Annotated in this window: 23 protein-coding genes and 3 tRNA genes; 21 read left to right on the forward strand and 5 right to left on the reverse strand. The window is 72.3% G+C overall.

All coding sequences use genetic code 11. The annotated features are described in order from the left end of the window. Nucleotides 1-119: 119 nt before the first annotated feature. Nucleotides 120-1433, reverse strand: coding sequence for a sensor histidine kinase (locus ACWGI6_RS02880; protein WP_453265841.1), 1314 nt, complete (start codon nucleotides 1431-1433; stop codon nucleotides 120-122). A 222-nt stretch (nucleotides 1434-1655) separates the two neighbouring features. Further along, the gene (locus tag ACWGI6_RS02885) at nucleotides 1656-2963 is read right to left on the reverse strand and encodes a sensor histidine kinase (protein ID WP_453265842.1); all 1308 of its coding nucleotides are present in this window, start codon (nucleotides 2961-2963) and stop codon (nucleotides 1656-1658) included. A gap of 415 nt (nucleotides 2964-3378) precedes the next feature. Between ACWGI6_RS02885 and ACWGI6_RS02890 the strand changes: the two genes are divergently transcribed. From ACWGI6_RS02890 to ACWGI6_RS02955, 14 genes are all read left to right on the forward strand, one after another. Next, entirely contained in the window at nucleotides 3379-4461 is a 1083-nt protein-coding gene (locus tag ACWGI6_RS02890; RefSeq protein WP_453265843.1) for a secretion protein snm4, read from the forward strand. Nucleotides 4462-4580: 119 nt separating this feature from the next. Then, the gene (locus ACWGI6_RS02895; protein ID WP_453265844.1) at nucleotides 4581-6356 is read left to right on the forward strand and encodes a hypothetical protein; all 1776 of its coding nucleotides are present in this window, start codon (nucleotides 4581-4583) and stop codon (nucleotides 6354-6356) included. 240 nt (nucleotides 6357-6596) lie between these two features. Further along, entirely contained in the window at nucleotides 6597-6998 is a 402-nt protein-coding gene (locus ACWGI6_RS02900; RefSeq protein WP_393906412.1) for an NADH-quinone oxidoreductase subunit A, read from the forward strand. Continuing rightward, nucleotides 6989-7651 carry an NADH-quinone oxidoreductase subunit B gene (locus ACWGI6_RS02905; RefSeq protein ID WP_453265845.1) on the forward strand — a complete coding sequence of 221 codons (663 nt, stop codon included), beginning with the start codon at nucleotides 6989-6991 and terminating at the stop codon, nucleotides 7649-7651. Before ACWGI6_RS02900 ends, ACWGI6_RS02905 begins: the two co-directional genes overlap by 10 nt. Then, nucleotides 7648-9150 (forward strand): NADH-quinone oxidoreductase subunit C, encoded by a 1503-nt coding sequence (locus ACWGI6_RS02910; RefSeq protein ID WP_453265846.1) that lies wholly within the window; start codon nucleotides 7648-7650, stop codon nucleotides 9148-9150. The genes ACWGI6_RS02905 and ACWGI6_RS02910 overlap by 4 nt, the downstream gene beginning before the upstream one ends. Continuing rightward, nucleotides 9147-10115 carry a complex I subunit 1/NuoH family protein gene (locus ACWGI6_RS02915; protein WP_393906409.1) on the forward strand — a complete coding sequence of 323 codons (969 nt, stop codon included), beginning with the start codon at nucleotides 9147-9149 and terminating at the stop codon, nucleotides 10113-10115. The genes ACWGI6_RS02910 and ACWGI6_RS02915 overlap by 4 nt, the downstream gene beginning before the upstream one ends. Next, nucleotides 10112-10714 (forward strand): NuoI/complex I 23 kDa subunit family protein, encoded by a 603-nt coding sequence (locus ACWGI6_RS02920; RefSeq protein WP_453265847.1) that lies wholly within the window; start codon nucleotides 10112-10114, stop codon nucleotides 10712-10714. Before ACWGI6_RS02915 ends, ACWGI6_RS02920 begins: the two co-directional genes overlap by 4 nt. Further along, on the forward strand, nucleotides 10711-11328 hold the full coding sequence (locus tag ACWGI6_RS02925; RefSeq protein ID WP_453265848.1) for an NADH-quinone oxidoreductase subunit J family protein: 618 nt from the start codon (nucleotides 10711-10713) through the stop codon (nucleotides 11326-11328). Before ACWGI6_RS02920 ends, ACWGI6_RS02925 begins: the two co-directional genes overlap by 4 nt. Continuing rightward, entirely contained in the window at nucleotides 11328-11690 is a 363-nt protein-coding gene (nuoK, locus tag ACWGI6_RS02930; RefSeq protein ID WP_393906406.1) for an NADH-quinone oxidoreductase subunit NuoK, read from the forward strand. The genes ACWGI6_RS02925 and nuoK overlap by 1 nt, the downstream gene beginning before the upstream one ends. Then, the gene (locus ACWGI6_RS02935) at nucleotides 11687-13684 is read left to right on the forward strand and encodes an NADH-quinone oxidoreductase subunit 5 family protein (protein ID WP_453265849.1); all 1998 of its coding nucleotides are present in this window, start codon (nucleotides 11687-11689) and stop codon (nucleotides 13682-13684) included. Before nuoK ends, ACWGI6_RS02935 begins: the two co-directional genes overlap by 4 nt. 99 nt (nucleotides 13685-13783) lie before the next feature. Continuing rightward, nucleotides 13784-15427, forward strand: coding sequence for a complex I subunit 4 family protein (locus ACWGI6_RS02940; protein WP_453265850.1), 1644 nt, complete (start codon nucleotides 13784-13786; stop codon nucleotides 15425-15427). Further along, nucleotides 15427-16971: an NADH-quinone oxidoreductase subunit N gene (locus ACWGI6_RS02945; protein WP_453265851.1), complete on the forward strand. Its 1545-nt coding sequence runs from the start codon at nucleotides 15427-15429 to the stop codon at nucleotides 16969-16971. The genes ACWGI6_RS02940 and ACWGI6_RS02945 overlap by 1 nt, the downstream gene beginning before the upstream one ends. A gap of 289 nt (nucleotides 16972-17260) precedes the next feature. Beyond that, complete coding sequence (htpX, locus tag ACWGI6_RS02950; RefSeq protein ID WP_453265852.1) at nucleotides 17261-18121, forward strand: zinc metalloprotease HtpX; 861 nt, start codon at nucleotides 17261-17263, stop codon at nucleotides 18119-18121. Between the two features lie 123 nt (nucleotides 18122-18244). Beyond that, a complete protein-coding gene (locus ACWGI6_RS02955; RefSeq protein WP_453265853.1) occupies nucleotides 18245-18637 on the forward strand; it encodes a YccF domain-containing protein in 393 nt (130 codons plus the stop codon). Nucleotides 18638-18895: 258 nt separating this feature from the next. Here ACWGI6_RS02955 and ACWGI6_RS02960 read toward each other — a convergent pair whose 3' ends face one another. Next, on the reverse strand, nucleotides 18896-19384 hold the full coding sequence (locus ACWGI6_RS02960; protein WP_127151683.1) for a YajQ family cyclic di-GMP-binding protein: 489 nt from the start codon (nucleotides 19382-19384) through the stop codon (nucleotides 18896-18898). Between the two features lie 189 nt (nucleotides 19385-19573). On the opposite strand from ACWGI6_RS02960, the gene ACWGI6_RS02965 reads away from it, so the two are divergent. Next, nucleotides 19574-19655: transfer RNA gene (locus ACWGI6_RS02965), tRNA-Tyr, on the forward strand. 249 nt (nucleotides 19656-19904) lie between these two features. Here the strand turns inward: ACWGI6_RS02965 and ACWGI6_RS02970 are convergent. Together ACWGI6_RS02970 and ACWGI6_RS02975 are read right to left on the reverse strand one after the other, a co-directional pair. Next, the gene (locus ACWGI6_RS02970; protein ID WP_453265854.1) at nucleotides 19905-20576 is read right to left on the reverse strand and encodes an NAD(P)H-binding protein; all 672 of its coding nucleotides are present in this window, start codon (nucleotides 20574-20576) and stop codon (nucleotides 19905-19907) included. Between the two features lie 76 nt (nucleotides 20577-20652). Then, on the reverse strand, nucleotides 20653-21915 hold the full coding sequence (locus ACWGI6_RS02975; RefSeq protein WP_453265855.1) for an amidohydrolase family protein: 1263 nt from the start codon (nucleotides 21913-21915) through the stop codon (nucleotides 20653-20655). A gap of 182 nt (nucleotides 21916-22097) precedes the next feature. On the opposite strand from ACWGI6_RS02975, the gene ACWGI6_RS02980 reads away from it, so the two are divergent. From ACWGI6_RS02980 to ACWGI6_RS03005, 6 genes are all read left to right on the forward strand, one after another. After that, nucleotides 22098-22170: transfer RNA gene (locus ACWGI6_RS02980), tRNA-Thr, on the forward strand. Between the two features lie 47 nt (nucleotides 22171-22217). Beyond that, nucleotides 22218-22290, forward strand: a tRNA-Met gene (locus ACWGI6_RS02985). Nucleotides 22291-22379: 89 nt separating this feature from the next. Beyond that, nucleotides 22380-22544, forward strand: a complete 165-nt coding sequence (rpmG, locus tag ACWGI6_RS02990) for a 50S ribosomal protein L33 (RefSeq protein WP_030986111.1) — start codon at nucleotides 22380-22382, stop codon at nucleotides 22542-22544. A gap of 84 nt (nucleotides 22545-22628) precedes the next feature. Beyond that, the gene (locus ACWGI6_RS02995; protein ID WP_453265856.1) at nucleotides 22629-23081 is read left to right on the forward strand and encodes an FAS1-like dehydratase domain-containing protein; all 453 of its coding nucleotides are present in this window, start codon (nucleotides 22629-22631) and stop codon (nucleotides 23079-23081) included. A 1-nt stretch (nucleotide 23082) separates the two neighbouring features. Further along, nucleotides 23083-23517: a MaoC family dehydratase gene (locus ACWGI6_RS03000; RefSeq protein WP_453265857.1), complete on the forward strand. Its 435-nt coding sequence runs from the start codon at nucleotides 23083-23085 to the stop codon at nucleotides 23515-23517. Between the two features lie 61 nt (nucleotides 23518-23578). Next, entirely contained in the window at nucleotides 23579-24634 is a 1056-nt protein-coding gene (locus ACWGI6_RS03005) for a UDP-N-acetylmuramate dehydrogenase (protein ID WP_453265858.1), read from the forward strand. Nucleotides 24635-24639 lie beyond the last annotated feature (5 nt).

Consider the following 24639-nt stretch of genomic DNA (forward strand, 5'->3'; position numbering starts at 1 on the left):
CGGCGGCCGGACGGGACGGGGCGAGTGGTGCTCGTGGCGCGTCTCCGGGTGCCGCACGGTCGAGGCGGGCCGTGCCCGGTCGAGGCGGGCCGTGGCACCCCCGCACGGCAGCTCCGTCGTCACCCCCGCCACGGCAGTTCTGCGGTGATGCAGGTCGGGCCGCCGGCGGGGGAGTCCACTATCAGCAGGCCGTCGACGGAATCCAGCCGCTCGGCGAGGCCGGCCAGGCCGGTGCCGGACCCGGTGTGCGCGCCGCCCCTGCCGTTGTCCGTGACCAGGACCATGATCCGGTCCGCGGCGTGCCAGACGTCCAGCGTCGCGCTGGTGGCCTGGGCATGTGCGGAGACGTTCTGCAGCAGCTCGGAGGCGGTGAAGTACGCGATGCCCTCGATCGCGGCGGCCGGCCGGTGATCCAGGTCCACGGTCACGGTCACCGGAACCGTGCACCGCGCGGACAGGGCCGACAGCGCCGGGCCGAGACCCCGGTCCGTGAGGATCGCCGGGTGGATCCCGCGGGCCAGATCGCGCAGCTCCTGGAGCGCGATCTTCACCTCGCCGTGCGCCTCGTCCACCATCTTCGCGGCGGCCTCCGGATCCTCCGCCAGCTTCGACCTGGCCAGGCCCAGGTCCATGGCGAGCGATACCAGCCGGGCCTGCGCGCCGTCGTGCAGATCACGCTCGATGCGCCGCAGATCGGCCGCCGCGGTGTCCACCGCCACCCCGCGGTCCGACTCCAGCTGGGAGACCCGGGTGGCGAGGGCGGAGGGTCCCAGCAGGCCATGGACCATGACCCGGTCCATCTGCGTCAGCCCGTGGATCACCCACGGTCCGGCCAGCACCAACAGCAGCCCGACCCCGCAGGTGACCGCGGTCTCCGCCGGGGTGTCGAGATAGGCGCCGTTGCCGCGGCCGTCACCCCACAGCTGGATGCCCGACCGGCCGACGTACGCGGGGAACGTCCACCGCCACAGCGGATAGGTCAGCAGCCCCCAGCCGAGCGTCCAGAACGTCACCGAGAAGATGAAGGAGAAGAGCGCCCACGGGAAGTGCAGCAGGGAATAGAGAAGGTGCCGCCAGGACGCCCCGCTCTTCAGTACGGCCCCGACCCACCCCATCAGGCTCGGCTTGGCGGGCCGGACGGGCTCCGGATCGTCGACGTCCAGCCTCAGCAGTGTGCGGGCCCGCGCACGCTCCAGGCCGCCCAGCGCACGGACGCCGGCCAGACCGCCCGCCAGCACCGGGATGCCGAGGAACGTGACCAGCAAGCCGGCGCCCAGCGAGATCACCACCGTCGCGTAGGTGAACATCACGATGGACAGAGGGAGGCTGAGGAGGAGGTACAGGAACTCCCGCCAGGTGCGCCCGGAGAACGGGGCGCGCAGCCCCTCGGGCACACGGGAGCCGCGGGGATGCGGTGCGTATGCGATTTCCATCGTCTCGTCGTCCGTTCTGCCGGATGCGGTCCTTGCCCTGTCGGAGCCGCTGCCCGAACTGCAGCCGTGCGGCTCTTTCCGCTACGACAAGGGTCCGCGGCCGGCGTCCCCCGCACCATGAGGGACTTCGCAGTCTTCGCCTGGGGTTTTCCCCACCCCCGGACCTGAGGCCGCCACCACCCTCCCCCGGCCGGGCGGCAAACGGCCCGGTCGGACGGCCCGTCAGCGTCCCTCCGCCCCGGCCTTCGACGTCGCCCTCGATGCCGCCTGCGCCCCCGCTCCCGATGCCGTCCGCGCCCGCCACGGCAGCTCCGCCGTCACCCGCGTGGGCCCGCCCACCGGCGAATCCAGCACGAACAGCCCGTCCACCGACCCCAGTCGCTCGGCGAGCCCGGCCATCCCGCTGCCGCCGTCCAGCCGCGCCCCGCCCTTCCCGTCGTCGGTCACCTGGATCAGCAGCCGGCCGCCCGCCCATCGCCCACCACCGCCCTGGTCCGTGCGCTCTGCGGGCCCACCCCCCTCGACCCGCCACACCTCGACGGACGCCTGCCGCGCCGCACTGTGCTTGGAGATGTTCTGCAGCAGTTCGGAGACCGTGAAATAGGCGATGCCCTCGATGGCGGGCGCGGGCCGCTCGTCCAGGTCCACGACCGTGGTGGCGGGTACCGTGCAGCGCCCGGCCAGCGAGGCCAGGGCGGGGCCCAGCCCCCGGTCGGTGAGGATCGCCGGATGGATGCCCCGGGCCAGATCCCGCAGCTCCTGCAGCGCCAGCTTCACCTCGCCGTGCGCCTCGTCGACCATCGCCGCCACGCTTGCGTCGGACTGGCCCTCCAGCAGTTTCTCCTTCGCCAGGCCGAGCCCCATGGCGAGCGCCACGAGCCGGGCCTGCGCGCCGTCGTGCAGGTCGCGTTCGATGCGCCGCAGATCGGCGGCCGCGGTGTCGGTGACCGTCACCCGGTCCGACTCCAGCTCGGCGATCCGCCGCTCCAGCTCGTCGGAGGGCGAGAGCAGGCCGCGCACCATCGCCCGGTCCACGTCCGTCAGCCAGCGCGCCAGCCACGGCAGCGCCGGCCACGCCACGAAGAGCGAGACCAGAGTGACCGTGAAGGTGAACACGGCCCAGGGCAGCCGGATGAACGCGAACAACGCATGCCGCCAGGCGACCGGGTCCTTCAGGCACGTCCACAGCCAGGGCAGGAAACCCCGCTCCCGGGCCCGCAGCGGACTCGGTTCGGGCACCCGCACTCCGAGCAGCACCCGCGCTCGCGCCCGTTCCAGCTTCCCGTACTTCCGGCACACCACCAGGCCGCTCGCCAGCAGCGGCAGCCCGATCACGGTGACGGCCAGCCCGATCCCGAGGGTCAGCCAGACCACCAGCACCACGAACCCGACGACGTCCAACGGGAAATTGGACAGCAGGTACGCGATCTCCCGCCACGTCGTGCCGCTGAGCGGCCCTCTGGGGGGCGGTGAGACACCGTCAAAGGCGTCATCAGCAGCATCGGCACCGGGCCGGGAACTCTCCGTCATGCGCCCAGCCTGCCCGGCCGCCGCTCCGCGTGCCATGGGGTGGCTGGGGTGATGGGGGTGGGGTTTTCCCCACCAGCCGCCGTCGGCCGTGCTGGACACCGTGTCGGAGGGGGGCCGTATCGTGTCGCGCGAGGAAACGTGAGGGGGAGCGGGCGATGGCGCGGGATGACGACAGCCAGGTGCCGGAGTCCGTTTCCGCGCGCAGCAGCAGGCCGCGGGAGGCGTGGATGCCCGGGCGGCGGCGGACGCTGCGGGGTCCGGATGAGAATCTGGGCAAATTCTTCGGGAGCAGCTCCCCGGCAGCCGTGGTGCGTGCCGGTCGTGCGGAGCGGTCGTTCCTCACGGGCAAGCCGGCCGACGGTTCGTGGCATCCCGGAGCAAGTCCAACTGGCAGCAACGCAGGGGCCGCGGCGGCATGGTGAGTGTGAGTTCGGGGATGGATTCGGCGCCGGCCGTGCGGGGCTCCATGGACGAGGTCCCCGACGATCTGGCAATACGCAGTCGGCGCTGGGGCCGGCGGAGCCGGACGTGGACGGCCGGCGCGGCGAGCGTGCTGTTGGCGCTGGTCGCCGGGGCCGTGGCGGCGAGTGGGTACGGGGCGGGCCGGGCCGCGCTCTGGACCGGTGTCGCCGCGGTGCTCGCCGCGGCCGGTGGAGTCGCCGGCGGATGGCTCGGACGGCGTTCCCTGGGCGCCGCACTGCTCGTATGGGGCGGCGCGCTCGGCGTGCTCACGTCCTGGCAGGCCGCCTCGACCGGCACGGTGCGGCTGGCTGCCGTGGGGCTGACCGTCGCGGTCGCGCTCGCGCTGCTCGGGGTCTGCACGGAGCTGGGGCGCGGCGGACTCGTCGCCGCGGCGACGGTGGCGCTCGCGGTGGGAGCCTGGGAGGCCGGGCTGGCGCTGACCAGCCCGGCCCGTACGGGAGTCGCGCTCGGCGTGGTGTCGGTGCTGGTGCTGGGCCAGCTGCCCCGACTGGCGTTGACGGCGGCCGGGTTGACCCGGCTCGACGACCAGCGGTCCGGCGGCACCCCGGTGAGCCGGCACCAGGTCGTGACCGCCCTCGGCGCGACACATCGTGGTCTCGCGCCGGCCACTGTCGCCATGGCGGCCTCCGCGGGCGCGGCGGGCGTGCTCGCCGCGGGCCCGGGGGACGGCTGGTCGGTCGCCGCCGCGGTCCTTCTGTGCGTGGTGATGCTTTCGCGCGCACGTGCCTATCCCCTGACGGTCGAGGTCGTCGCCCTGCTGGCGGCCGGTGCGGCGGTGGGGGTGAATCCGGTGCTGCGGTGGGCGGCGGACGCGGACGATCCCTCGGGCGCGCTCGCTGTGCTGTGCGTACTGGCGGTGCTGCCGCTGGTGGTGCTCGCGGTGCGTGTGCCGGAGCACCTTCAGGTCCGGCTGCGCCGGCTGATGAACCTCGTCGAGTCGGTCAGCGTGGTGGCGCTGATCCCGGTCGCCCTCGGGGCGTTCGGGGTCTACAGCCGGCTGCTGCACACGTTCTGAACTGGAAAGGCGGCCACGGGACCATGTCAGCAGAGGGATCCAAGGGACCGAGCGGGCCGGGTGGACCTGTGCCGGGAGACCGGCAGCACGATCTGCCGCACGACCTCGGCGGAGCCGCGATGACCCCAGGAACGTCCGCGGGAACGGGCGGCACGGCGAGCGGCTCTGCCACGCCCGCCCCCGGGAGCGCGCCGGCCACGCCCGCTCCCTCGGAGGCGACCGTATGGGACACCCCGCTGACGGTGCGGACGGAGTCGACCGTTCCGGATGCCGCTGCCGCGCCCGTAGCGCCCGCACCGATGCCCGCGCCCTCCGCCATGCCGGGCACCGGCGGTGCGGTGGTCCCGCCGCTGCCCTCCGCTCCGCCGCCGGCACCGGACACCGCTGCCCTACGGGACGGCGTGCCGGCCGCCCATGCCGCACCCGGCTCCCTGGCCGCTCCCGGCTCCCTGCCCACTGCCGTTCCGCAGCCGCAGCCGCAGCCCGTACCGGAACCGGCCCCGCCGTCGGCCTCCTACACCGCACCGGCCCCCCACACCACGCCGCCCCCGTCCACCGCCGCGGTTCCTTCCGCCTCCGTGCACACGCCCACCCCCGTGCGCAGGTCCGGCCCCACTCCCGTCTCGGTACCGCTGATGCCGCCCGAGCTGGACGCCCTGCGGTCCAAGCCGCGGCACGGGGAGTCCGTCGCGCAGCGCGCGGGGCGGGCCGTCCGGCGGGCGATCGCGTCGTCGCCCGCCGCGGAGACCGCCGCCCTCACAGAGACCGCGTACGCCATCCAGCAGCCGGTGGCGACCGGCCGGCAGATCTCCGTGACGAGCATCCGGGGCGGTGCGGGCAAGTCCACCGTCGCCGCACTGCTGGCCCTCACCTATGCCCACTACCGCGCCGATCCGGTGCTGGCGATCGAGGCCGATCCGGCGCTCGGCACACTGCCGCACCGGCTGGGTGCGCGGGAGGTGCGCTGGTCGGGCACCGACCTGGCGCAGATAGTGGATCCGTCGATGCTGATCACGGACCTGACGGGCTATCTGATTCCGTTCCCCGGAGGCGGCTGGCTGCTGCCCGGCAGCCAGGGCGCCATCGGGACGAGGCTGGACATCGACACCTACCGGGTGGTGATGACGTCCCTGCGCCGGTACTTCGCCACCACCGTCGTGGACTGCGAGACGCTGCCTGCCGAGGTCGCGCGTACCGCGCTGGTGACGACGCAGGCGCGGGTGCTGGTATCCCCGGCCACCCCGGAGGGGGTGACGGCCACCCGCTCGGTACTGGACTGGGTCGGTGGGCTCCACCCCGGCATGCTGCCGACGACGGTGGTGGTCCTCAGCCATGGGTCCCCCGATTCCGGACTGGAGCTGCGCAAGGCCACCGAGCATCTGAGCATCGGCGGCGCGACGGTGCTCCCGCTTCCGTACGACCGCCATCTCGCGGCGGGCGGTGCGATCCGCACGGAGCTGCTCGGCGAGCGGACGCTGCAGGCGGCGGCGCGGATCGCGGCCGAGGCGATGAACCGGGCCGTCTCCCGCGGACCGGGCCGGCAGCGTACGGACCGGAGCACACCGGCGACCCCCGGCAGCGACCGGCCAGGGCCGGACGCCCACCCCTCCGCCCCAGGCCCTTCCATGCCATACGCGGCCCCCTACCCGTCAGGGCCGGCCCGTCCCACGCCCTACGAAGCCTCCTCGGCCCCGGGTGACCCCACGCCGTACGGAGCCCCTGCCGCCTACGGAGCCCCCTCGTACGGAGCCCCTTCGTACGGAGCCCCTGCCGCCCCGGGTAACGCCGTGCCCCACGGACCTCCCGCCGCCCCTGGGAATCCCACGCCTGACGGTGGCCACTTCGCCCCCGTCCATCCGGCCCCCGTCCACCCCCACGGCGGGCCGCCCCGGTGACCGCGCGCACAGTCACCGGACCGCCCGTGGAACCGCCCGTCCGTCCGCTTTTTGAGACACCTGCTGAGACAACCGGCCCCGCCGTCTACGCTGCCTGCCGCCCAGGTAGGGCGAAGTAGGGACAACCCCACCGTCCGCGACGATGCGGCTGCTCACCGCGGCCGGGGCAGGGCCTAGACTCCGGTCCGTACAGATCGTCGAAGTCGTTGAACAAGCGCAGTCAGGGAGCGAGGGGCGGACGTGCTGGACGCGACCGTACGGACCACCGTCGCCGCGGACTACTTCCAGGGCTACTCGGTCGTCGGGATCATCGGCGTGATCGGGGTGCTCTTCGTCGCCGTGGCCTTCGGTGCCGGGCGGCTGCTGCGGCCCGTGGTGCCGACGCCCGAGAAGCTGTTGACTTATGAGTGCGGCGTGGACCCCGTCGGCGAGGGCTGGGCGCACACCCAGGTCCGCTACTACGTGTACGCCTTCCTCTACGTCATCTTCGCCGTCGACTCGATCTTCCTGTTCCCTTGGGCAACGATCTTCGCCGCCCCTGGTTTCGGTGGTGTGACGCTGGTGGAGATGTTCATCTTCCTCGGCTTCCTCGCCATCGGCCTGCTCTACGCATGGAAGAAGGGCGTCCTGGAATGGACGTGACCCCCGCCTCCCCCAGCTCCGCAGCCGCGTCCGAGGGCGCTGCCCCGCAGTTCCTGCCGGAGCCGCAGCGCCTGGGCACCCTTGCCCGGCTCGCGCCCGAACCGATGAAGGTGGTCCTCAACTGGGGCCGCCGCTACAGCCTCTGGGTCTTCAACTTCGGCCTCGCCTGCTGCGCCATCGAGTTCATCGCCGCGTCCATGGCGCGGCACGACTTCATCCGGCTCGGCGTGATCCCGTTCGCGCCCGGCCCGCGCCAGGCCGACCTGATGGTCGTCTCCGGCACGGTCACCGACAAGATGGCGCCCGCGGTCAAGCGGCTCTACGAGCAGATGCCGGAGCCGAAGTACGTCATCTCCTTCGGGGCCTGCTCCAACTGCGGCGGCCCCTACTGGGACTCGTACTCGGTCACCAAGGGCGTGGACCAGATCATTCCGGTGGATGTGTACGTACCGGGCTGCCCGCCGCGTCCGGAGGCGCTGCTGCAGGGCATCCTCAAGCTTCAGGAGAAGATCGCGCGCGAGTCGCTGGGGGAGCGGTACGCGAAGGGCGGCGCGCCCCGGCCGTCCGCGGCCGCGCTGCGCAGCGGGCTGGTCACGCCGCCCGCGCCGAAGCCGGCGGATGAGCCGAAGGCGGCGGGGGAGGAGCCCCGATGAGCGAGCAGCCGGAGCAGCCTCAGCAGCCGGAGCCGCAGCCGGAGCCGCAGGCGGAGACCCCCGAGCAGGCGGAGACCCCCGAGCAGGCGGAGACCCCCAAGCAGCCGGAACAGCCGGTCGCCGAGCCGGTCGTCGGCTGGCTGCCGCGGCCCGCGAGCGAGATCTTCGGTACGGGGGCGGCGGCCGAGCTGGCGTACGACGTGCTGACCGTCGATGTCCCTGTGGACGGCTGGCTCACGGCACTGACGGCCGCCCGCGACGACCTCGGCTGCAGCTACTTCGACTGGCTGAGCGCCGTCGACGAGCCCGGCACCGGCTTCCGGATCTGTGCACATCTCGCCGATGTGGCGCGGCCCGGCACCGTCCACCGGCTGATCGTGCGGACGACCGTGCCGCACGACGCGGCCGTGCTGCCCACCGCCGTCGGTGTGTACGCGGGCGCGGGCTGGCACGAGCGGGAGACCCACGAGATGTTCGGTGTCGACTTCACCGGCCATCCGCACCTCGTCCCGCTGCTGCTCCCGGACAACTTCGAAGGGCACCCGCTGCGCAAGGACTTCGTGCTGGCGGCGCGGGTCGCCAAGGCATGGCCGGGCGCCAAGGAGCCGGGCGAGGCTGCGGCGCACGGCGGGCCCAAGCGCCGTCAGATGCTGCCCCCGGGCGTCCCGGACCCGAACGAGTGGGGCCCGCTGAAGGGCCAGCTGCCGCCTGCGCCCGCGCGTCCGGCGCGGGGTGCGCGGGCGGCCGGCGGCGCACGCGCGGCCGGCGCTGCCGGTGCGGCCGCGGGCGAGCGTCCGGCCCGGCGTACGCGTTCGGCGAGCGAGGGTTCGGCCGGTCAGCGGCAGACGGCGGGGGAGGGGACCGAGACCCCGGCGGCCGAGGCACGTCCCGAGCGCCCGGCGCGCCGTACGCGTTCGGCGAGCGAGGGCTCGGCCGGTCAGCGGCGGGCGGCGGAGGCGGCTGCGGCGGAGGAGACGGCCGGGGCGACCCCGACCGAGGGGACACCTGAGGCGACCTCGCCCCAGGAGGCCCCGTCGGCGGCGGTCCCGGCCGAGGAAGCCCCGGCGGCGGCCCCCTCGAAGGAGGCGGCCCCGCGTTCCTCGGACGCGCCCTGGCACCACGCCCGTCCGGCCTTCGACGAGCAGGAGAAGACGGCAGCGCCCCAGGAGCAGAAGCCGGAGAAGACGGCAGCGCCCCAGGAGGAGAAGGCCGCGCCGGACGAGCTGGCGGCACCGGACGAGCAGGCCGCAGCGCCCGGGAACAAGGCGGAGCCGGAGCCCACGGCCGCACCGGAGCCGAAGCCGGAAGCGGGTCCGAAGCCGGAGGCGGCTGCGAAGCCGGAAGCGGCACCGAAGCCGCAAGCCGGCCCGGCACCGAAGCCGCGATCCGGCCCGGCACCGGAGCCGGCAGCGGAGTCCGCCCCCGAGCCGGACCCCGCCCCCGCTCCCGAGCCCCGACAGGACACCCCTCACGACCCGGCAGGAGGCGACACCCCATGAGCGAGGCTCTCGACACCGCGCTGCGCCTGCTCGCCGTCTTCGCCGTCTTTCTGGTCTTCCCCCTGGTCATCGGGCAGACCGAGCACAAGGTCATGGCCCATATGCAGGGCCGGCTCGGACCCATGTACGCGGGTGGGTTCCACGGCTGGGCGCAACTCGTCGCCGACGGTGTGAAGTTCGCGCAGAAGGAAGACATCGTTCCGGCCGGCGCCGACCGGCGGATCTTCCAACTCGCGCCCGCCGTCGCCCTGTTGCCGTACCTCCTGGTCCTGGTCGCCATCCCGGTCGGCCCGCACAATGCCGTGGGACAGGCCCTGGACGCGGGGATCTTCTTCGTCCTCGCCGTCATGGGCGTCGGCGTGCTCGGCTCACTGATGGCGGGCTGGGCCTCGGCGAACAAGTTCTCGCTGCTCGGCGGTCTGCGGACGGCCGCGCAGCTGCTCGCGTACGAGCTGCCGATGCTGCTCGCCGCGGCCTCCGTCGCGATGGCGGCGGGCACGCTCTCCCTGCCCGGCATCGTCGAGGCCTTCCACTGGTGGTGGGTGCCGTGGCAGATCGTCGGCGGCGTGGTCTTCTTCACCGCGGGGCTCGCCGAGCTGCAGCGGCCGCCGTTCGACATGCCGGTCGCCGACTCGGAGATCATCTTCGGTGCGTACACCGAGTACACCGGACTGCGCTTCGCGCTCTTCCTGCTCGCCGAATACGCCGGCATCGTCGTCCTCTGCGCGCTGACCTCCGTCCTCTTCCTCGGCGGCTGGCACGGTCCGTTCGGTGCCGACGGCCTGGGCTGGCTGTGGACGCTGCTGAAGACCGTGATCCTCGCCTTCGGCGTCATCTGGCTGCGGGTGACCTACCCGCGGCTGCGCGAGGACCAGCTGCAAAAGCTCGCCTGGACGGTCCTCATCCCGCTCTCGCTCGCCCAGATCGCCCTCACCGGCGTCATCAAGGTGGTGATCTCGTCATGAGCTTCCCCGGTTCCGGCCTCGCCAAGGGGCTGGCCGTCACCCTGCGGACGATGACGAAACGATCGGTCACCGCGCAGTACCCGGACGTCCAGCCCGACCTCCCGCCCCGTACCCGTGGCGTCATCGGGCTGTTCGAGGAGAACTGCACGGTCTGCATGCTGTGCGCCCGTGAGTGCCCGGACTGGTGCATCTACATCGACTCCCACAAGGAGACGGTGCCGCCGGCCGCCCCCGGGGGCCGGGAGCGCAGCCGCAATGTGCTGGACCGCTTCGCGATCGACTTCGCGCTGTGCATGTACTGCGGGATCTGCATCGAGGTGTGCCCCTTCGACGCGCTCTTCTGGTCACCGGAGTTCGAGTACGCCGAGACGGACATCCGCGATCTGACCCATGAGCGCGACAGGCTCCGCGAGTGGATGTGGACGGTGCCCGAACCGCCGGCGCTCGACCCGGCGGCCGAGGAACCCAAGGAGCTCGCCGCCGCCCGTAAGACGGCGGACAAGCTCGCCGCCCAGCAGCAGGCCGAAGCCGAGGCGGCCCAGGCCGTGGACCCGACAGCGGACCAGAACCGACCGGACACCCCAGGGGAGGGAACGTGACGCTCGCCGCCACCGCAGCCGGCCATGGCTTCCTGTCGCCCACCGGTGTCGAGATCGCCTTCGTCCTCGTCGGTATCGCCACCCTCGGCGCGGCCGTCATCACCGTCACCACCCGGCAGCTGGTGCACGCCGCCCTTTGGCTGGTCGTCGCCCTCGGCGGGATCGCCGTCGAATATCTCCTGCTGACGGCCGAGTTCATCGCCTGGGTGCAGGTGCTGATCTACGTCGGTTCCGTCGTCGTCCTCCTGCTCTTCGGGCTGATGCTCACCAAGGCGCCCATCGGCCGCTCCCCGGACGCCGATTCGGGCAACCGGTGGGCCGCGCTCGCGGTGGCCCTCGCCTCGGCCGCGGCCCTGGTGTGGGTCGTCGTGGACGGCTTCCGCGCCACCTGGGTCAACCTCGACGGCGCCGCCCAGGGCTCTACCGAGGTCTCCGGGCGCAGCCTCTTCCAGTACTGGGTGCTGCCCTTCGAGGCGCTGTCCGTGCTGCTGCTGGCCGCGCTCGTCGGGGCGATCGTGCTGTCCCGCAAGACGGGGGACGACGTGCCCGCGGCAGCGGCGGGCCTCAAGAACAGCGCCTCCCGTGCCCCCGCCCCACGAGAGGAGCAGCGCTGATGCATCTCGCCTACCCGGCCGTCCTCGCCGTCCTGCTCTTCTGCACCGGGCTGTACGGCGTGCTCGCGCGCCGCAACGCGGTCCTGGTGCTGATGTCCGTCGAGCTGATGCTCAACGCCGTCAACCTCAACCTCGTCGCCTTCGACGTCTGGCTGCGCGACACCCTGCACACCGGCCAGGCGCTCACCCTCTTCACCATCGCCATCGCCGCCGCCGAGATCGGCATCGGCCTGGCGATCGTGCTGCTCGTCTACCGCAACCGCGGCAGCTCCGACATCGACCGGCTCCGCGACCTCGCCGAGAAGACGGGCGCCGCGGACGGGGACCCGCAGCCGGACACCACGGCGGAGGCCGCCGCGTGACCCTCACGACCACCGCCGTTCTCGTTCCCCTCCTGCCCTTCCTCGGTGCCGTCGCCGGTCTCCTCGTGGGACGCAGCGCGCCCGGCTTCGTCCGGCCGCTGGCCGTGCTGCCGACGCTGGCCGCGGCCGCGCTCACCGTGTCCGTCGCCATCGGACAGGACGGCGGACCGGCCACCGACGTCGCCACCCGGCTCACCCCCACCGGCTCGATCCCCATCGACCTGGCCCTGCACATCGACGGCTTCGCCGCGCTGATCGCCGTCCTGGTCGGTGTCGTGGCGACCTGTGTGCAGATCTACTCCACCGGCTATCTGCGCGACGACCCCCGCTACCCTTCCTACGCCGCGCTGGTCTCGCTCTTCACGTCCGCGATGCTGCTGGTCGTCTACACCGGCGACCTGATGGTGCTGCTGGTCGGCTGGGAAGTCATGGGCATCTGCTCCTACTTCCTCGTCGGCCACTACTGGGAGACCGAGGCCGCACGCGCCGCCTCCCTCAAGGCCTTCCTCGTCACCAAGCTCGGCGACGTCCCCTTCCTCTTCGGCATCTTCGCGCTGGCCGCCGACGCCGGAACGTTCCGCATCACCGGCATCCTCGGGTCCGTCACCGCCGGCGGCCTCGACCACCCGACGCTGATCGCGCTGCTGCTGCTCGCCGGTGTCGCGGGCAAGTCGGCGCAGTTCCCGCTGCACACCTGGCTCCCGGACGCGATGGCCGGCCCGACGCCCGTCTCGGCGCTGATCCACGCCGCGACGATGGTGGCGGCCGGTGTCTATCTCGTGGCCCGTCTCCTCCCCGTCTTCGCCGCCTCCGCGGCCGCGTTGGTCGTGCTCGCCGTCATGGCCGCGATCACCATGGTCGGCTCCGGGCTGGCCGCGCTGGCCCAGGACGACATCAAGCGCGTCCTGGCCTACTCGACGGTCGGCCAGCTCGGCTACATGCTCGGCGCACTGGCCGTCGGCGACCGCGGCGCCGCCGTCTTCCACCTCCTCTCACACGGCGCGTTCAAGGCCCTCCTGTTCCTCGGCGCCGGCGTGATCATTCACGCCGCGGGCACCAACTCGCTGGCCGCCATGTCCCGGATGAGCGGTCTGGCCCGGCGCATCCCGGACGCCTACTGGACCGTGACCGTCGCGCTGCTCGCCCTCGCCGCGATCCCGCCGTTCGCCGGTTTCTTCTCCAAGGAAGCCGTCCTGGGCGCCGCCGAACACGCCGCCCTCGGTGACGCGCGGGGCATCCCCGGCGCGGTCGGCTGGACCGTGCTGGTCTCCGGACTGCTCACCGCCCTCCTCACCGCGGCCTACGCCGCCCGCCTGTGGCTGCTGGCCTTCAAGGGCAAGGGCGCCGAAGCCGCCGATCACGGCCCGCAGCCGGTCGCCATGAACGCCGTCCTGTGGGTGCTCTTCGTCCCGACCGTCGCGCTCGGCCTCGGCGCCCCCTTCCTGCCCGGCTGGTTCGACGGGCGTTCGCTGGCGCCGACCCTGACCACCTCCGTCCTGGGCACCGGTATCGCCCTCGTCGGCGGCCTGGTCACCTATGCGGCCTGGCGGCACACCACCGCGCTCGCCGCCCGTACCCCCCTCGGCGCGGTCGTCGCCGCTCCGGACGCCGGCCCCGCGATCGCCGAGGAAGTGGCCATCGACACCCACGCCCCGGTCTACGGCGACAACGCCGGCGCCCCGGACCCGGCCGACCCCGGACGCCTCCTGCTGGGCCCGCTGCACCGCCATGCGGCGGTCGGCTTCCACCTCGACGCCGTCTACTCCGTCCTCTTCGTCCGGCCCGTACGTGCCGCCGCCTCGCTCGTGCGCTTCCTCGACCGCGAGGTCGTCGACACCTACGTCCGCGGCGCGGGCGCCGCCCCCCGCCTGCTGGGCGCCGCGGTCCGCCGCGCCCAGACCGGGAATGTGCAGACCTACCTCGCTGCGCTGCTCGCGGGCTCGCTCGTCCTGGCCGTCGCCGCCGTCCTCGTCGCTACGGGCACGGGAGCCTGACCGATGCCGCAATCCGCTGGTGCACGCACCCCGCACCCCCAGCCGACACCCCTCGCGGCCGGGCTCGCCGGAGCCGAAACCCTGAGGAGGGCCTGACCCGTGAACCCCACCGCTCTGCAGTACCTCCTCGCGGCGGTCGTCGTCCTCCCCCTGCTGGGCGCGGTCGGCGCCCTGCTCCCGGCGCCCCCCGGCCTCCGGGGCCGCAACCCCGACCAGGCCGTACTGCGCCACGGCGTGACCGCCACCGGCGTCGTGCTCGCCGCCGCCCTCGCGCTGGCCGTCGGCTTCGACCACGACCACCCGGCCCGTATGCAGGCCACCACCGACATCAGCTGGATCCCGGCGCTGGACATCCGCATCCACCTCGGCGTCGACGGCATCTCGCTCCCCCTTGTCGTGCTGACCGCGCTGCTGACCTTCCTCTGCGCGCTCTACAGCTACTTCCACATGCCAACGGGCCCGTCTCCCAAGGCATTTGTGGCCCTGCTGCTCACCCTTGAGGCCGGCACCCTCGCCACCTTCGCCGTCCTCGACCTGATGCTGTTCTTCCTTGCCTTCGAGATGGTCCTCATCCCGATGTACTTCCTCATCGCCCGCTGGGGCGGCGCGGGGAAGCAGGCGGCGGCCTGGAAGTTCATCCTCTACACGCTGCTCGGCTCCGTCGTGATGCTGCTCGGTCTCCTCCTCATCGGCGTGAAATCCGGCACGTTCGACATGGTGGCACTCGCCACTGACAACGGCCCGAAAGCCCAGCTCAGCCACACGGTTCAGCTGCTCGCGCTGCTCGCCATCGGCATCGGACTTGCCGTCAAGTCCCCGATGTGGCCGCTGCACAGCTGGCTGCCCGACGCGCACACCGCCGCCCCCACCGTCGGCTCGGTGCTCCTCGCAGGCGTCCTGCTGAAGATGGGCACCTACGGGTTCGTGCGGATCGCGCTGCCCATCACGCCCGAGGGCATGCACACCTTCGCGCCGTACCTCGCCGCGCTGGCCGCCGTCGGCATCATCTACGGCTCGCTCGCCTGCCTCGCCCTCGTACGCAAGGGCGCCAAGGGCGACCTCAAGCGCCTGATCGCCTACAGCTCCGTCGGCCACATGGGCTTCGTGCTGCTCGGCATCGCCAGCATGACCCCCACCGGCGTCAACGGCGCGCTGTTCGCCAACGTCGCCCACGGCCTGATCACCGGCCTGCTCTTCTTCCTCGTCGGCGCGCTCAAGGACCGCTACGGCAGCACCGACCTCGACACCCTTGCGGGCAGCACCGGCGCCGCCCTCTACGGCAAGGCCCCCCGCTTCGGCGGCCTGCTCGCCTTCGGGGCCGTCGCCTCGCTGGGCATCCCGGGACTGGCCGGATTCTGGGGCGAGATGCTGGCGATGTTCGGCGCCTTCCGGCCCGCCGCCGGCCTCAGCCGCCCCGCCTTCCTGACGTTCATGGTGCTGGCCGGCCTCGGCACCCTGCTGACCGCCGCCTATCTGCTGCTCGTCGTCCGCCGTGTCTGCATGGGCGGCACCCCGGCGGTCGTGGAGGCCGTCCCCGCGGTCGAGGAAGGCACCGCCACGGCGGCCGAAGCGGTCACCGTGGCCCCGGCCGTACCGGCCCCCGTCATCCCCGACCTCGCGCGCTACGAGTACGCAGCCTGGACGCCCCTCGCCGTCCTCACCGTCCTCGCCGGACTGTGGCCCGCGGCCCTCCTCGGCCTCACCGACCCGGCCGTCCAGCAGCTCCTCGGAGGCGGTAAGTGATGAGCACGGTGACCTCTCTGGTCCAGTCCGTCGACTGGCTCGCCCTCGCCCCGCCCACCATCGCCGCGGCCGTCGCCCTGGTGGTCCTCGTCGCCGACCTCTTCCTCCCGGCGGCCCGCAAGCCGCTGCTGGGGTGGCTGGCGACGGCGGGCCTCGCGCTCGCCGCGCTGTCCCTGCTGCCCCTCCTGAACGGCGACCGCCGCACCTTCTGCCTTCCGGCCCACCCCGACGTGTGCAGTTATGCGGCCGACCCGTTCGCCCTGGTCATCCAGTTCCTGGTGCTCGGCGGGGCGCTGCTGACCGCCCTGCTGTCCATCGACACCCTCAAGGACCAGGACCTGCCCGCGGGCGAGTACTGGTTCCTGCTGCTCTCCTCGGCGTCCGGCGCCGCGCTGCTGCCCGCCTCCAGGGACCTCACCACCCTGGTCATCGCCCTCGAAGTCGCCTCACTGCCCGCCTTCGCCCTGGTCGGCATGCGGCGCGGCGACCGGCTCTCCTCCGAGGCCGCCCTCAAATTCTTCCTGTCCTCGGTGGCCGCCACCGCCGTGATGCTGCTCGGCGTGAGCTTCCTGTACGCGGCCACCGGCAGCCTGCACCTCTCCCGGGTGGCGCACACCCTCACCGACCTCCCCGACCCGCGGCTGGCCACCCTGGCGAGCGCCGGCGTCGCACTCACCCTTGTCGGCTTCGCCTTCAAGACCGCCGCCGCCCCGTTCCACTTCTGGGTGCCGGACACCTACGTCGGCGCGCCGCTCCCCATCGCCGGCTACCTCTCCGTGGTGGGCAAGGCCGTCGGCTTCTCCGGCCTGATCCTCGTCACGGTCCGGGGCTTCCCCTCGTACGCGAACGTCTGGGCCCCGGCACTGGCCGTCCTCGCCGCGCTCACCATGACCGTCGGCAATGTTGCGGCCCTGCGGCAGGACCCCCGCCGCGCGCACAGCGCCGTACGCCTGCTCGCCTGGTCCTCGGTGGGCCAGGCCGGCTACCTGCTGGTCCCGATCGCGGCGGCGGGCTACGCCCACGACCCGGCACACGCCATCGGCTCCACCGTCGCCTACGCCCTGATGTACGCCGCCGTGAATCTCGGCGCCTTCGCCGTGGCGGCCCTGGTGGCCCGTACCCGCCCCGACAACCGCCTCACCGACTACCGGGGCCTGTACGCCCGCCGCCCCCTGGCCGCGCTCGCTCTCGGCTTCTTCCTGCTCTGCCTCGCCGGTCTGCCGCCCGGCATCATCGGCCTGTTCGCCAAGGTCACGGTCTTCTCCGCGGCGGTCGACGCGGGACTGGCCTGGCTCGCCGTGATCATGGCCGTCAATGTCGTGATCGCGCTCTACTACTACCTGCAGTGGACCACGGTCCTCTTCCGGGGTGCCGAGGAAGCAGAGGGCACCGAGACCCCCGAGCCCGCGCCCGCGGGGCACCCGGCCCCCGCCGCGGTCCCGGCCCCCCTCGCCACCGCCATCGCGCTCGCCGCCGTCCTCGGCATCGCCCTCTCCGGCGCTCCGCAGCTCGTCCTGCGCTTCGCCTCCGGGGCGCTGCTGTAGAGCGTGCCGCTGGGATCACCGCGGCCCCGGGGCGATCCGAACGGCACGCCCTGACGGCCGACCGGCGCCGTACGAACCCTCACCGCCGCCCCTACCGCCCCACCGGTCTCCACCCCACCCGTACGGCGGTACGCCCCGCCGGACGCGGCCGTGTGCCCCGCCCGGCCCGCCGCCCGTGCACAAGGGAACCAGGCTCCGTCATCTCGCGTTGACCAGTGAGTAAGGGTCCACTGGAGAGTGGAGAAACGCAGCACAGGGTTCCCCTGCCGCACCGCTTGGAGGGCGTACCGTGCACCGCCGGCACAACGGGCTCAGGACCGCCGTACTCCTCGGGGGACTGTCCGCCCTCATCATCGTCATCGGCAGCCTGTTCGGCCGTACGGGCCTGATCATCGCCGTCGTCGTGGCCCTGGGCACCAACGCCTACGCCTACTGGAACAGCGACAAACTGGCCCTGCGGGCGATGCGCGCCCGCCCGGTCAGCGAGTTCGAGGCGCCACAGCTCTACCGCATGGTCCGTGAGCTCTCGACCGCGGCCCGCCAGCCCATGCCGCGCCTGTACCTCTCCCCGACCCAGGCGCCCAACGCCTTCGCCACCGGCCGCAACCCCCGCAACGCCGCGGTCTGCTGCACCGACGGCATCCTCCAGCTGCTCGACGAACGCGAGCTGCGCGGCGTGATCGGCCATGAGCTCAGCCATGTCTACAACCGCGACATCCTGATCTCCTCCGTCGCGGGCGCGCTGGCCTCCGTCGTGATGTTCCTCGTCAACTTCGCCTGGCTGATTCCCCTGGGCCGGTCCGACGACGACGAGGGCCCCGGCCTCCTCGGCATGCTGCTGATCATGATCCTCGGGCCGGTCGCGGCCTCGGTCATCCAGCTCGCCGTCAGCCGCTCCCGCGAGTACGAGGCGGATGCCGCGGGCGCCCAGCTCACCGGCGACCCGCTGGCCCTGGCCGCCGCCCTGCGCAAGCTGGAGGCCGGAACCCGGCAGCTCCCGCTCCCGCCCGAGCCGCGCCTGGAAACCGCCGGCCACATGATGATCGCCAACCCGTTCCGGGGCGACGGCCTGTCCCGGCTGTTCTCCACCCACCCCCCGATGCGCGAGCGGATCGCCCGCCTCGAACAGATGGCGGGCCACCGCCCCTGACGCCTGGGGGACCGGTGGCCGTCATCGGGCGCCCGTCGCATCATGAACGCAACGATTCACCGGGCTCAGCGCGTCTAGCACGGCAGATACATTCTCCGCCGTGCCCGTGGAAGGCTGTTGATCATGAAGTTCATCCTTAACGTCCTCTGGCTGGTCCTCAGCGGCTTGTGGCTGGCGATCGGTTACGTCGTCGCGGGCATCATCTGCTGCATCCTGATCATCACGATCCCCTTCGGCATCGCGTCCTTCCGGATCGCGGGCTACGCCCTGTGGCCCTTCGGCCGTACGACCGTCGTGCGCGAGGACTCCGGCGTCGGCTCGGCGATCGGCAATGTCATCTGGATCATCTTCGCGGGCTGGTGGCTGGCCCTGGGGCACATCATCACGGGCATCGCCCTGTGCGTGACGATCATCGGGATCCCCTTCGGCATCGCCAACTTCAAGATGATCCCGGTCTCCCTCATGCCCCTGGGCCGCGACATCGTCCCCACGGACGAGCCCTTCGCCGCCCGCTGACCGCCCGCCCGCCGGCCCCTCGTCCTCAGACCCGTACGAGCCCCCGAGGGGCCACATACCGCCGGAACCCGGCCCCGGGCCCGGCAGCAGAACGGCCTTGCGCCTCACGAGAAGTCGTCATGTCACGCCCCTGCTATCTCAACCGAACTTGAGGTCAAGCACTCCATGGGGCCGCTCCGGTATCCCCGCCCCGACACACCGGTGGGGCGGCACGCCGAAGCGCGCCGCCCCATCCCGTGGCACCCGAAAGCCGGGCCGCTAGCGGTAGTTCACGAACTGCAGGGCGAAGTCCAGGTCCTTGCCCTTGAGCAGCTGCTGCACCGCCTGCAGGTCGTCCCGGCTCTTCGAGCTGACCCGCAGCTCGTCGCCCTGCACCTGTGCCTTGACGCCCTTCGGGCCCTCGTCACGGATGATCTTGGCGACCTTCTTGGCGTTGTCCTGCGAGATCCCCTCCTCGATCGAGGCGAAGATCTTGTACTCCTTGCCCGAGGCCTGCGGCTCGCCGGTGTCCAGCGCCTTCAGGGAGATCCCGCGCTTGACCAGCTTGGACTGGAAGATGTCGAGCACGGCCTTCACCCGCTCCTCGGCGTTGGCCCGCATCTCGATCTTCTCGCCCGACCACTCGATCGACGCGCCCACGCCCTTGAAGTCGTAGCGCTGCGAGATCTCCTTGGCGGCCTGGTTGAGGGCGTTGTCGACCTCCTGCCGCTCTACCTTCGAGACGATGTCGAAACTGGAGTCGGCCATGTTGAGTTGGCTCCTCGTACGTAGATCCGTCAGGGGCGCGGCCCTTCCCGGGCCGCCTGCCAAGCCTAGTCACCCGGCCAAGATCCAGCGCTCCCGAATCGAGTGGCGAACCACCCCCGGCCATCGGGTATGGTTTACGTCGTTGCCACGGAGCACCGCCGCACAGCGGGTCTCCCGGCAGCAAACCCTGGCGGTGTGCCCGAGCGGCCAAAGGGAGCAGACTGTAAATCTGCCGGCTCAGCCTTCCCAGGTTCGAATCCTGGCGCCGCCACAGGTGGTGAAACGGCCCCCGATCTGCGGAAACGCGGATCGGGGGCCGTTTCCTTTCCGAGTGCTCCGAGTGCTCCGAGTGACCCAGCCGTTCACCTGTTGTCGACCTCACACGGCCCCCACCGTCCCGTAGCAGCGCCGCAACTGCCGAGGCCGACGCCCACGCTGGAAGCCGGTCAGCAGCGAACGACGGGCCCCGGCCCGCACCGGCGGACCGGGGCCCGGTGCCTTCGCATTCCCGGCGGACGCCTTACCCCCGCTGCGCCGCCGACACCGCCCGCACCGCATCCACCACCGGCACATCCCCGCTGATCAGCTCCAACGTCCGGCCGATGGTGGCCGGTTCATCGAGCAGCGCCATCAGGGTGGCCGCGACATCGTCGCGGGGGACCGTACCGGGACCGGTCTTCTCGGCCAGCGTCACCCGGCCCGTTCCGGGGTCGTTCGTCAGCCTGCCGGGCCGCAGGATCGTCCAGTCCAGGCCGGCGCGGGAGCGGATGTCCGCGTCCGCTGCGGCTTTGGCCCGCAGATATGCGGCGAAGACCGGGTCGGTGCCCTCGGGGGGCTCGCGGTCCGCACCCATGGAGGAGATGACGAGGAAGCGCCGTACGCCCGCCGCCTCGGCCGCGTCCGCGAAGAGCACCGCCGCGCCGCGATCCACCGTTTCCTTGCGTTCGATACCGCTGCCCGGTCCCGCACCCGCCGCGAAGACGGCCGCGTCGGCGCCCTCCATGTGCCGGGCGACGTCCTGCACCGACGCCGACTCCAGGTCGCAGACCACCGGCTCGGCTCCAGCGGCCAGCAAATCGCCGGCCTGTTCCGGCCGGCGGATGATGCCCGCGACCTCGTCCCCGCGCCCGGCGAGCAACCGCTCCAGCCGCAGCGCGATCTGACCATGTCCACCTGCGATGACAATGCGCATGATCCCGACCGTACGCCGAAGCGCCGTGGCAGAGCGCGGGACCGGCCGGGTGCCGGTTGCTTCTCGCCGCCGTGGCTCAGCGCTGCGACTGCCGCGGCAGCTCCAGCGCCACCTCCGCCGCCGAGTCGCAGTACTCCCGCACCGCACTGGTACGGGCGACCACCCGCCCGCGGTGGATCACGATCCGGCTGTAGGCCAGCGAGAGCACCCCGGCGATCCGCTCGCCGCGCACCGCCAGCAGCTCCGCGGGGAAGCCCGCCTCGACGCGTACCTCCGGCAGGCCCAGCGTCGCCCGCGCCGCCGAACTCACCGTCTCGTACGCCGCCTCAGGCGTGGCCTCCCCCAGGGAGGCCAGGAGATAGGCGGCCTCCAGAGGGTCGCCGCGCCCCACCGGGTTCGCCACGTCCCGCAGCGCCCCGCTGCCCGCCGCCACCCGCACCCCGGCCGCCCGCAACAGCCGTACGGGCGCCGGCCGCGACACCCGCGAGCCGTACCGCTCCAGCCCCGTGCAATCGCCCTGCGGCAGACAGATGACGGCGACCCCGGCGGCCGCCAGCTGTTCGGCGACCCGCGCCGCCACGCTCCGCGGCATCCGCGCCATCCCGGCGCACGGCCCGAGGGCGACGCCCGGCCGCAGCCCGCCGGACATCGCCGCGAACCGTGCCAGCCGCGCCGGATCGTCACCGTCGGTGTGCAGATCCACCGGACAGCCCTGCTCCCCGGCCAGCTCCAGGACCGTCTCGACATACCCGGCCGGGTCCGGGTCGAGATCCGGACAGCCGCCGATGACCGAGGCGCCCATCTTCACGGCATCCCGCAGCATCGCCAGCCCGTCCGCACCGGCCACCCCGGTCAGCACCCGCGGCACCGCGACCGCCGCCAGATCGGCCAGCCCGCGCAGCGACCTGCGGGCCTGCAGCACCGCCTCCAGCGAACGCAGGCCCTGTACGTCGCCGATCCGGACGTGACTGCGGGAAGCGGTGGCGCCGTGCCCCAGCTGCAGCAGCGCGGCCTCGGTCGTCCGGCGCTGGACGTCCTCGGGGGAGCCGGAGGCGGGGCCGTCGGAGTCCGCCGTCAGGGCGGTGTCGCAGTGCGCATGCGGTTCGACGGGGGCGGGGAGCAGGAGGTAGCCGGCGAGATCGACGCGGGCACCCTGCGGGGCGAGGCTGCCGGCCGTTCCGACGGCTTCGATGCGTCCGCCGCCGAGCCGTACGTCCACCGTCCGGCCGTCGGCGAGCCGGGCACCGCACAGCACCAGCGCGCCGCTGTCCGACCTCGCGTAGTGGCCGGCGCCGCCGGGCTTTCCCGGCTGGGGCTGCGGCGAACTGCTGTCGGACATCGCGCTCCTCGAAGCCACCGGCGTGCAAGATCACGCAGCGTTCTTCCGAGCCTAGGGCGCTGCTGGGAGAGCTTCGCGCAGGCGCGAAATAGTCGTACCGGTGTGGTGCGCGGGGCCGTTGAGGCACGGCCCGGATACGGATTTCACGTTTGGCGGCGGGCCGTGTAATGTCTTCATCGCTCGCCCCAATAGCTCAGTCGGCAGAGCGTCTCCATGGTAAGGAGAAGGTCTACGGTTCGATTCCGTATTGGGGCTCTGATGTGTGAGGTACCTCGTCTTCGGGCGGGGGACTCTTGCATCACAGCGGTGTAGCTCAGTCGGTAGAGCAAGCGGCTCATAATCGCTGTGTCACCGGTTCAAGTCCGGTCACCGCTACTGACAGTAGCCGATTGTGGGGTCGGTCCTCCGATCGGCTACTCTTTTATGCGTTAATCCGACCACCCGTCCGTCCAAGGAGCACTCACGTGGCTGCCACCGACGTCCGCCCGAAGATCACGCTGGCCTGCGTGGAGTGCAAGGAGCGGAACTACATCACCAAGAAGAACCGGCGTAATGACCCGGACCGTCTTGAGATGAAGAAGCACTGCCCCCGCTGCAAGTCGCACACCGCGCACCGCGAGACGCGATAACACAGGCTCGTCCGTGAGGCCGTCCCCATTTGTGGGGGCGGCCTCACGGCGTTATCACCATCAGTACAGGGAGGTTGCGAGCCCATGGCGCTCGACCAGTCTTTTGTCGGACGCACGTACCCGCCCACCGACCCGTACGAGGTCGGCCGGGAAAAGATCCGCGAATTCGCCGAGGCGATCGGTGACACCAACCCCGCTTACACGGACACCGATGCGGCCAAGGCACTCGGGCACTCCGATGTGATCGCGCCGCCGACCTTTGTGTTTGCGATCACCTTCAAGGCCGCGGGGCAGGTCATCGAGGATCCGCAACTGGGCCTGGACTACAGCCGGGTGGTGCACGGCGACCAGAAGTTCGCCTACACCCGGCCGGTGCGCAGCGGGGACCGGCTGAGCGTCACCTCCACCATCGAGGCCATCAGGACCATGGCGGGCAACGACATCATCGACATCCGCGGTGAGGTGCACGACGAGGCGGGCGAACATGTCGTGACCGCCTTCACCAAGCTGGTGGCCCGCGCCGCGAAGGAGGCCTGAGATGACCGCCAAGATTTCTTACGACGAGGTCGAGGTCGGTACGGAACTCCCGGCGCAGGCCTTCCCCGTGAGCCGCGCCACGCTCGTCCAGTACGCGGGCGCCTCCGGCGACTTCAACCCGATCCACTGGAACGAGAAGTTCGCCAAGGAGGTCGGACTGCCGGACGTCATCGCCCACGGCATGTTCACCATGGCCGAGGCGATCCGTGTGGTCACCGACTGGGCCGGCGACCCCGGTGCGGTCGCTGAGTACGGCGTGCGCTTCACCAAGCCCGTCGTCGTGCCCAACGACGAGACCGGTGCACTGATCGAGGTCAGCGCCAAGGTCGCCGCCAAGCTGGACGACGACGCCCGTACGGTCCGCGTCGACCTCACCGCGATGAGTGCGGGCCAGAAGGTGCTGGGCATGTCCCGCGCCGTGGTCCGCCTCGCCTGATCCGCTGCCGCCGGGGGCGGGCGGCCGAGGACAGCCGGACCGCCCCCGTACCCTTGGGCGCGTGCAGGAACTCCACGACGCCCCCCTCGCCCCGCTGACCACCTTCCGCCTCGGCGGCCCGGCAACCCGCCTCGTCACGGCCACCACCGACGACGAGGTGATCGCGGCGGTCCGGGCGGCCGACGAAGCCGGGACCCCGTTGCTGATCATCGGCGGCGGCAGCAATCTCGTCATCGGCGACAAGGGCTTCGACGGCACGGCCCTGCGCCTCGCCACTCGCGGCTTCGCGCTCGACGGCACGGACCTCACGCTCGCCGCCGGCGAGAACTGGTCCGACGCGGTCGCCCGTACGGTCGAGGCCGGACTGGCCGGTGTGGAGTGCCTGGCCGGCATCCCCGGCTCGGCGGGCGCCACCCCGATCCAGAACGTGGGCGCGTACGGCCAGGAGGTCTCCGCGACGATCACCGAGGTCGTCGCCTACGACCGCCGCACCGGCGAGACCGTCACGATCCCCAACGAGGAGTGCGGCTTCTCGTACCGTCACAGCCGCTTCAAGCAGCACCCGGACCGGTTCGTGGTGCTGCGGGTGCGCTTCGCCCTGGAGGACGCGGGAGGCCTCTCCGCGCCCCTGAAGTACGCCGAGACCGCCCGCGCCCTCGGCGTCGGTGCCGGAGACCGGGTCCCGGCCGCCGTCGCCCGGGAGACCGTTCTGGCGCTGCGCGCCGGCAAGGGCATGGTGCTGGACGCCGAGGACCACGACACCTGGTCGGCCGGCTCCTTCTTCACCAACCCGATCCTCACCGAGGCCGAGCACGCCGTCTTCGTCCAGCGCGTCCAGGACCGCCTCGGACCCGATGTCGCCCCGCCCGCCTTCCCGGCCGGCGAGGGCCTGGTGAAGACCTCCGCGGCCTGGCTCATCGACCGCGCCGGCTTCACCAAGGGCTACGGCAGCGGCCCGGCCCGCATCTCGACCAAGCACACCCTCGCGCTCACCAACCGCGGCAGGGCCACCACCGAGGACCTGCTCGCACTGGCCCGCGAGGTCCGCGACGGCGTCCATGCGGCCTTCGGCGTCACGCTCGTCAACGAGCCGGTCACGGTCGGCGTCAGCCTCTAGGGGCG

This window comes from Streptomyces sp. NPDC054786, assembly GCF_053611685.1.

Coding starts and splice junctions, on each gene's coding strand:
- ACWGI6_RS02970 (WP_453265854.1), bottom strand. CDS start 20,576: ATGCGCATTGTCATCGCAGGTGGACATGGTCAGATCGCGCTGCGGCTG.
- ACWGI6_RS02905 (WP_453265845.1), top strand. CDS start 6,989: ATGGACGTGACCCCCGCCTCCCCCAGCTCCGCAGCCGCGTCCGAGGGC.
- ACWGI6_RS02880 (WP_453265841.1), bottom strand. CDS start 1,433: ATGGAAATCGCATACGCACCGCATCCCCGCGGCTCCCGTGTGCCCGAG.
- ACWGI6_RS02885 (WP_453265842.1), bottom strand. CDS start 2,963: ATGACGGAGAGTTCCCGGCCCGGTGCCGATGCTGCTGATGACGCCTTT.
- ACWGI6_RS02890 (WP_453265843.1), top strand. CDS start 3,379: ATGGTGAGTGTGAGTTCGGGGATGGATTCGGCGCCGGCCGTGCGGGGC.
- ACWGI6_RS02995 (WP_453265856.1), top strand. CDS start 22,629: ATGGCGCTCGACCAGTCTTTTGTCGGACGCACGTACCCGCCCACCGAC.
- ACWGI6_RS02920 (WP_453265847.1), top strand. CDS start 10,112: ATGAGCTTCCCCGGTTCCGGCCTCGCCAAGGGGCTGGCCGTCACCCTG.
- ACWGI6_RS02910 (WP_453265846.1), top strand. CDS start 7,648: ATGAGCGAGCAGCCGGAGCAGCCTCAGCAGCCGGAGCCGCAGCCGGAG.
- ACWGI6_RS02945 (WP_453265851.1), top strand. CDS start 15,427: ATGAGCACGGTGACCTCTCTGGTCCAGTCCGTCGACTGGCTCGCCCTC.
- ACWGI6_RS02895 (WP_453265844.1), top strand. CDS start 4,581: ATGACCCCAGGAACGTCCGCGGGAACGGGCGGCACGGCGAGCGGCTCT.
- nuoK (WP_393906406.1), top strand. CDS start 11,328: ATGCATCTCGCCTACCCGGCCGTCCTCGCCGTCCTGCTCTTCTGCACC.
- ACWGI6_RS03000 (WP_453265857.1), top strand. CDS start 23,083: ATGACCGCCAAGATTTCTTACGACGAGGTCGAGGTCGGTACGGAACTC.
- ACWGI6_RS02915 (WP_393906409.1), top strand. CDS start 9,147: ATGAGCGAGGCTCTCGACACCGCGCTGCGCCTGCTCGCCGTCTTCGCC.
- ACWGI6_RS02960 (WP_127151683.1), bottom strand. CDS start 19,384: ATGGCCGACTCCAGTTTCGACATCGTCTCGAAGGTAGAGCGGCAGGAG.
- ACWGI6_RS02975 (WP_453265855.1), bottom strand. CDS start 21,915: ATGTCCGACAGCAGTTCGCCGCAGCCCCAGCCGGGAAAGCCCGGCGGC.
- ACWGI6_RS02955 (WP_453265853.1), top strand. CDS start 18,245: ATGAAGTTCATCCTTAACGTCCTCTGGCTGGTCCTCAGCGGCTTGTGG.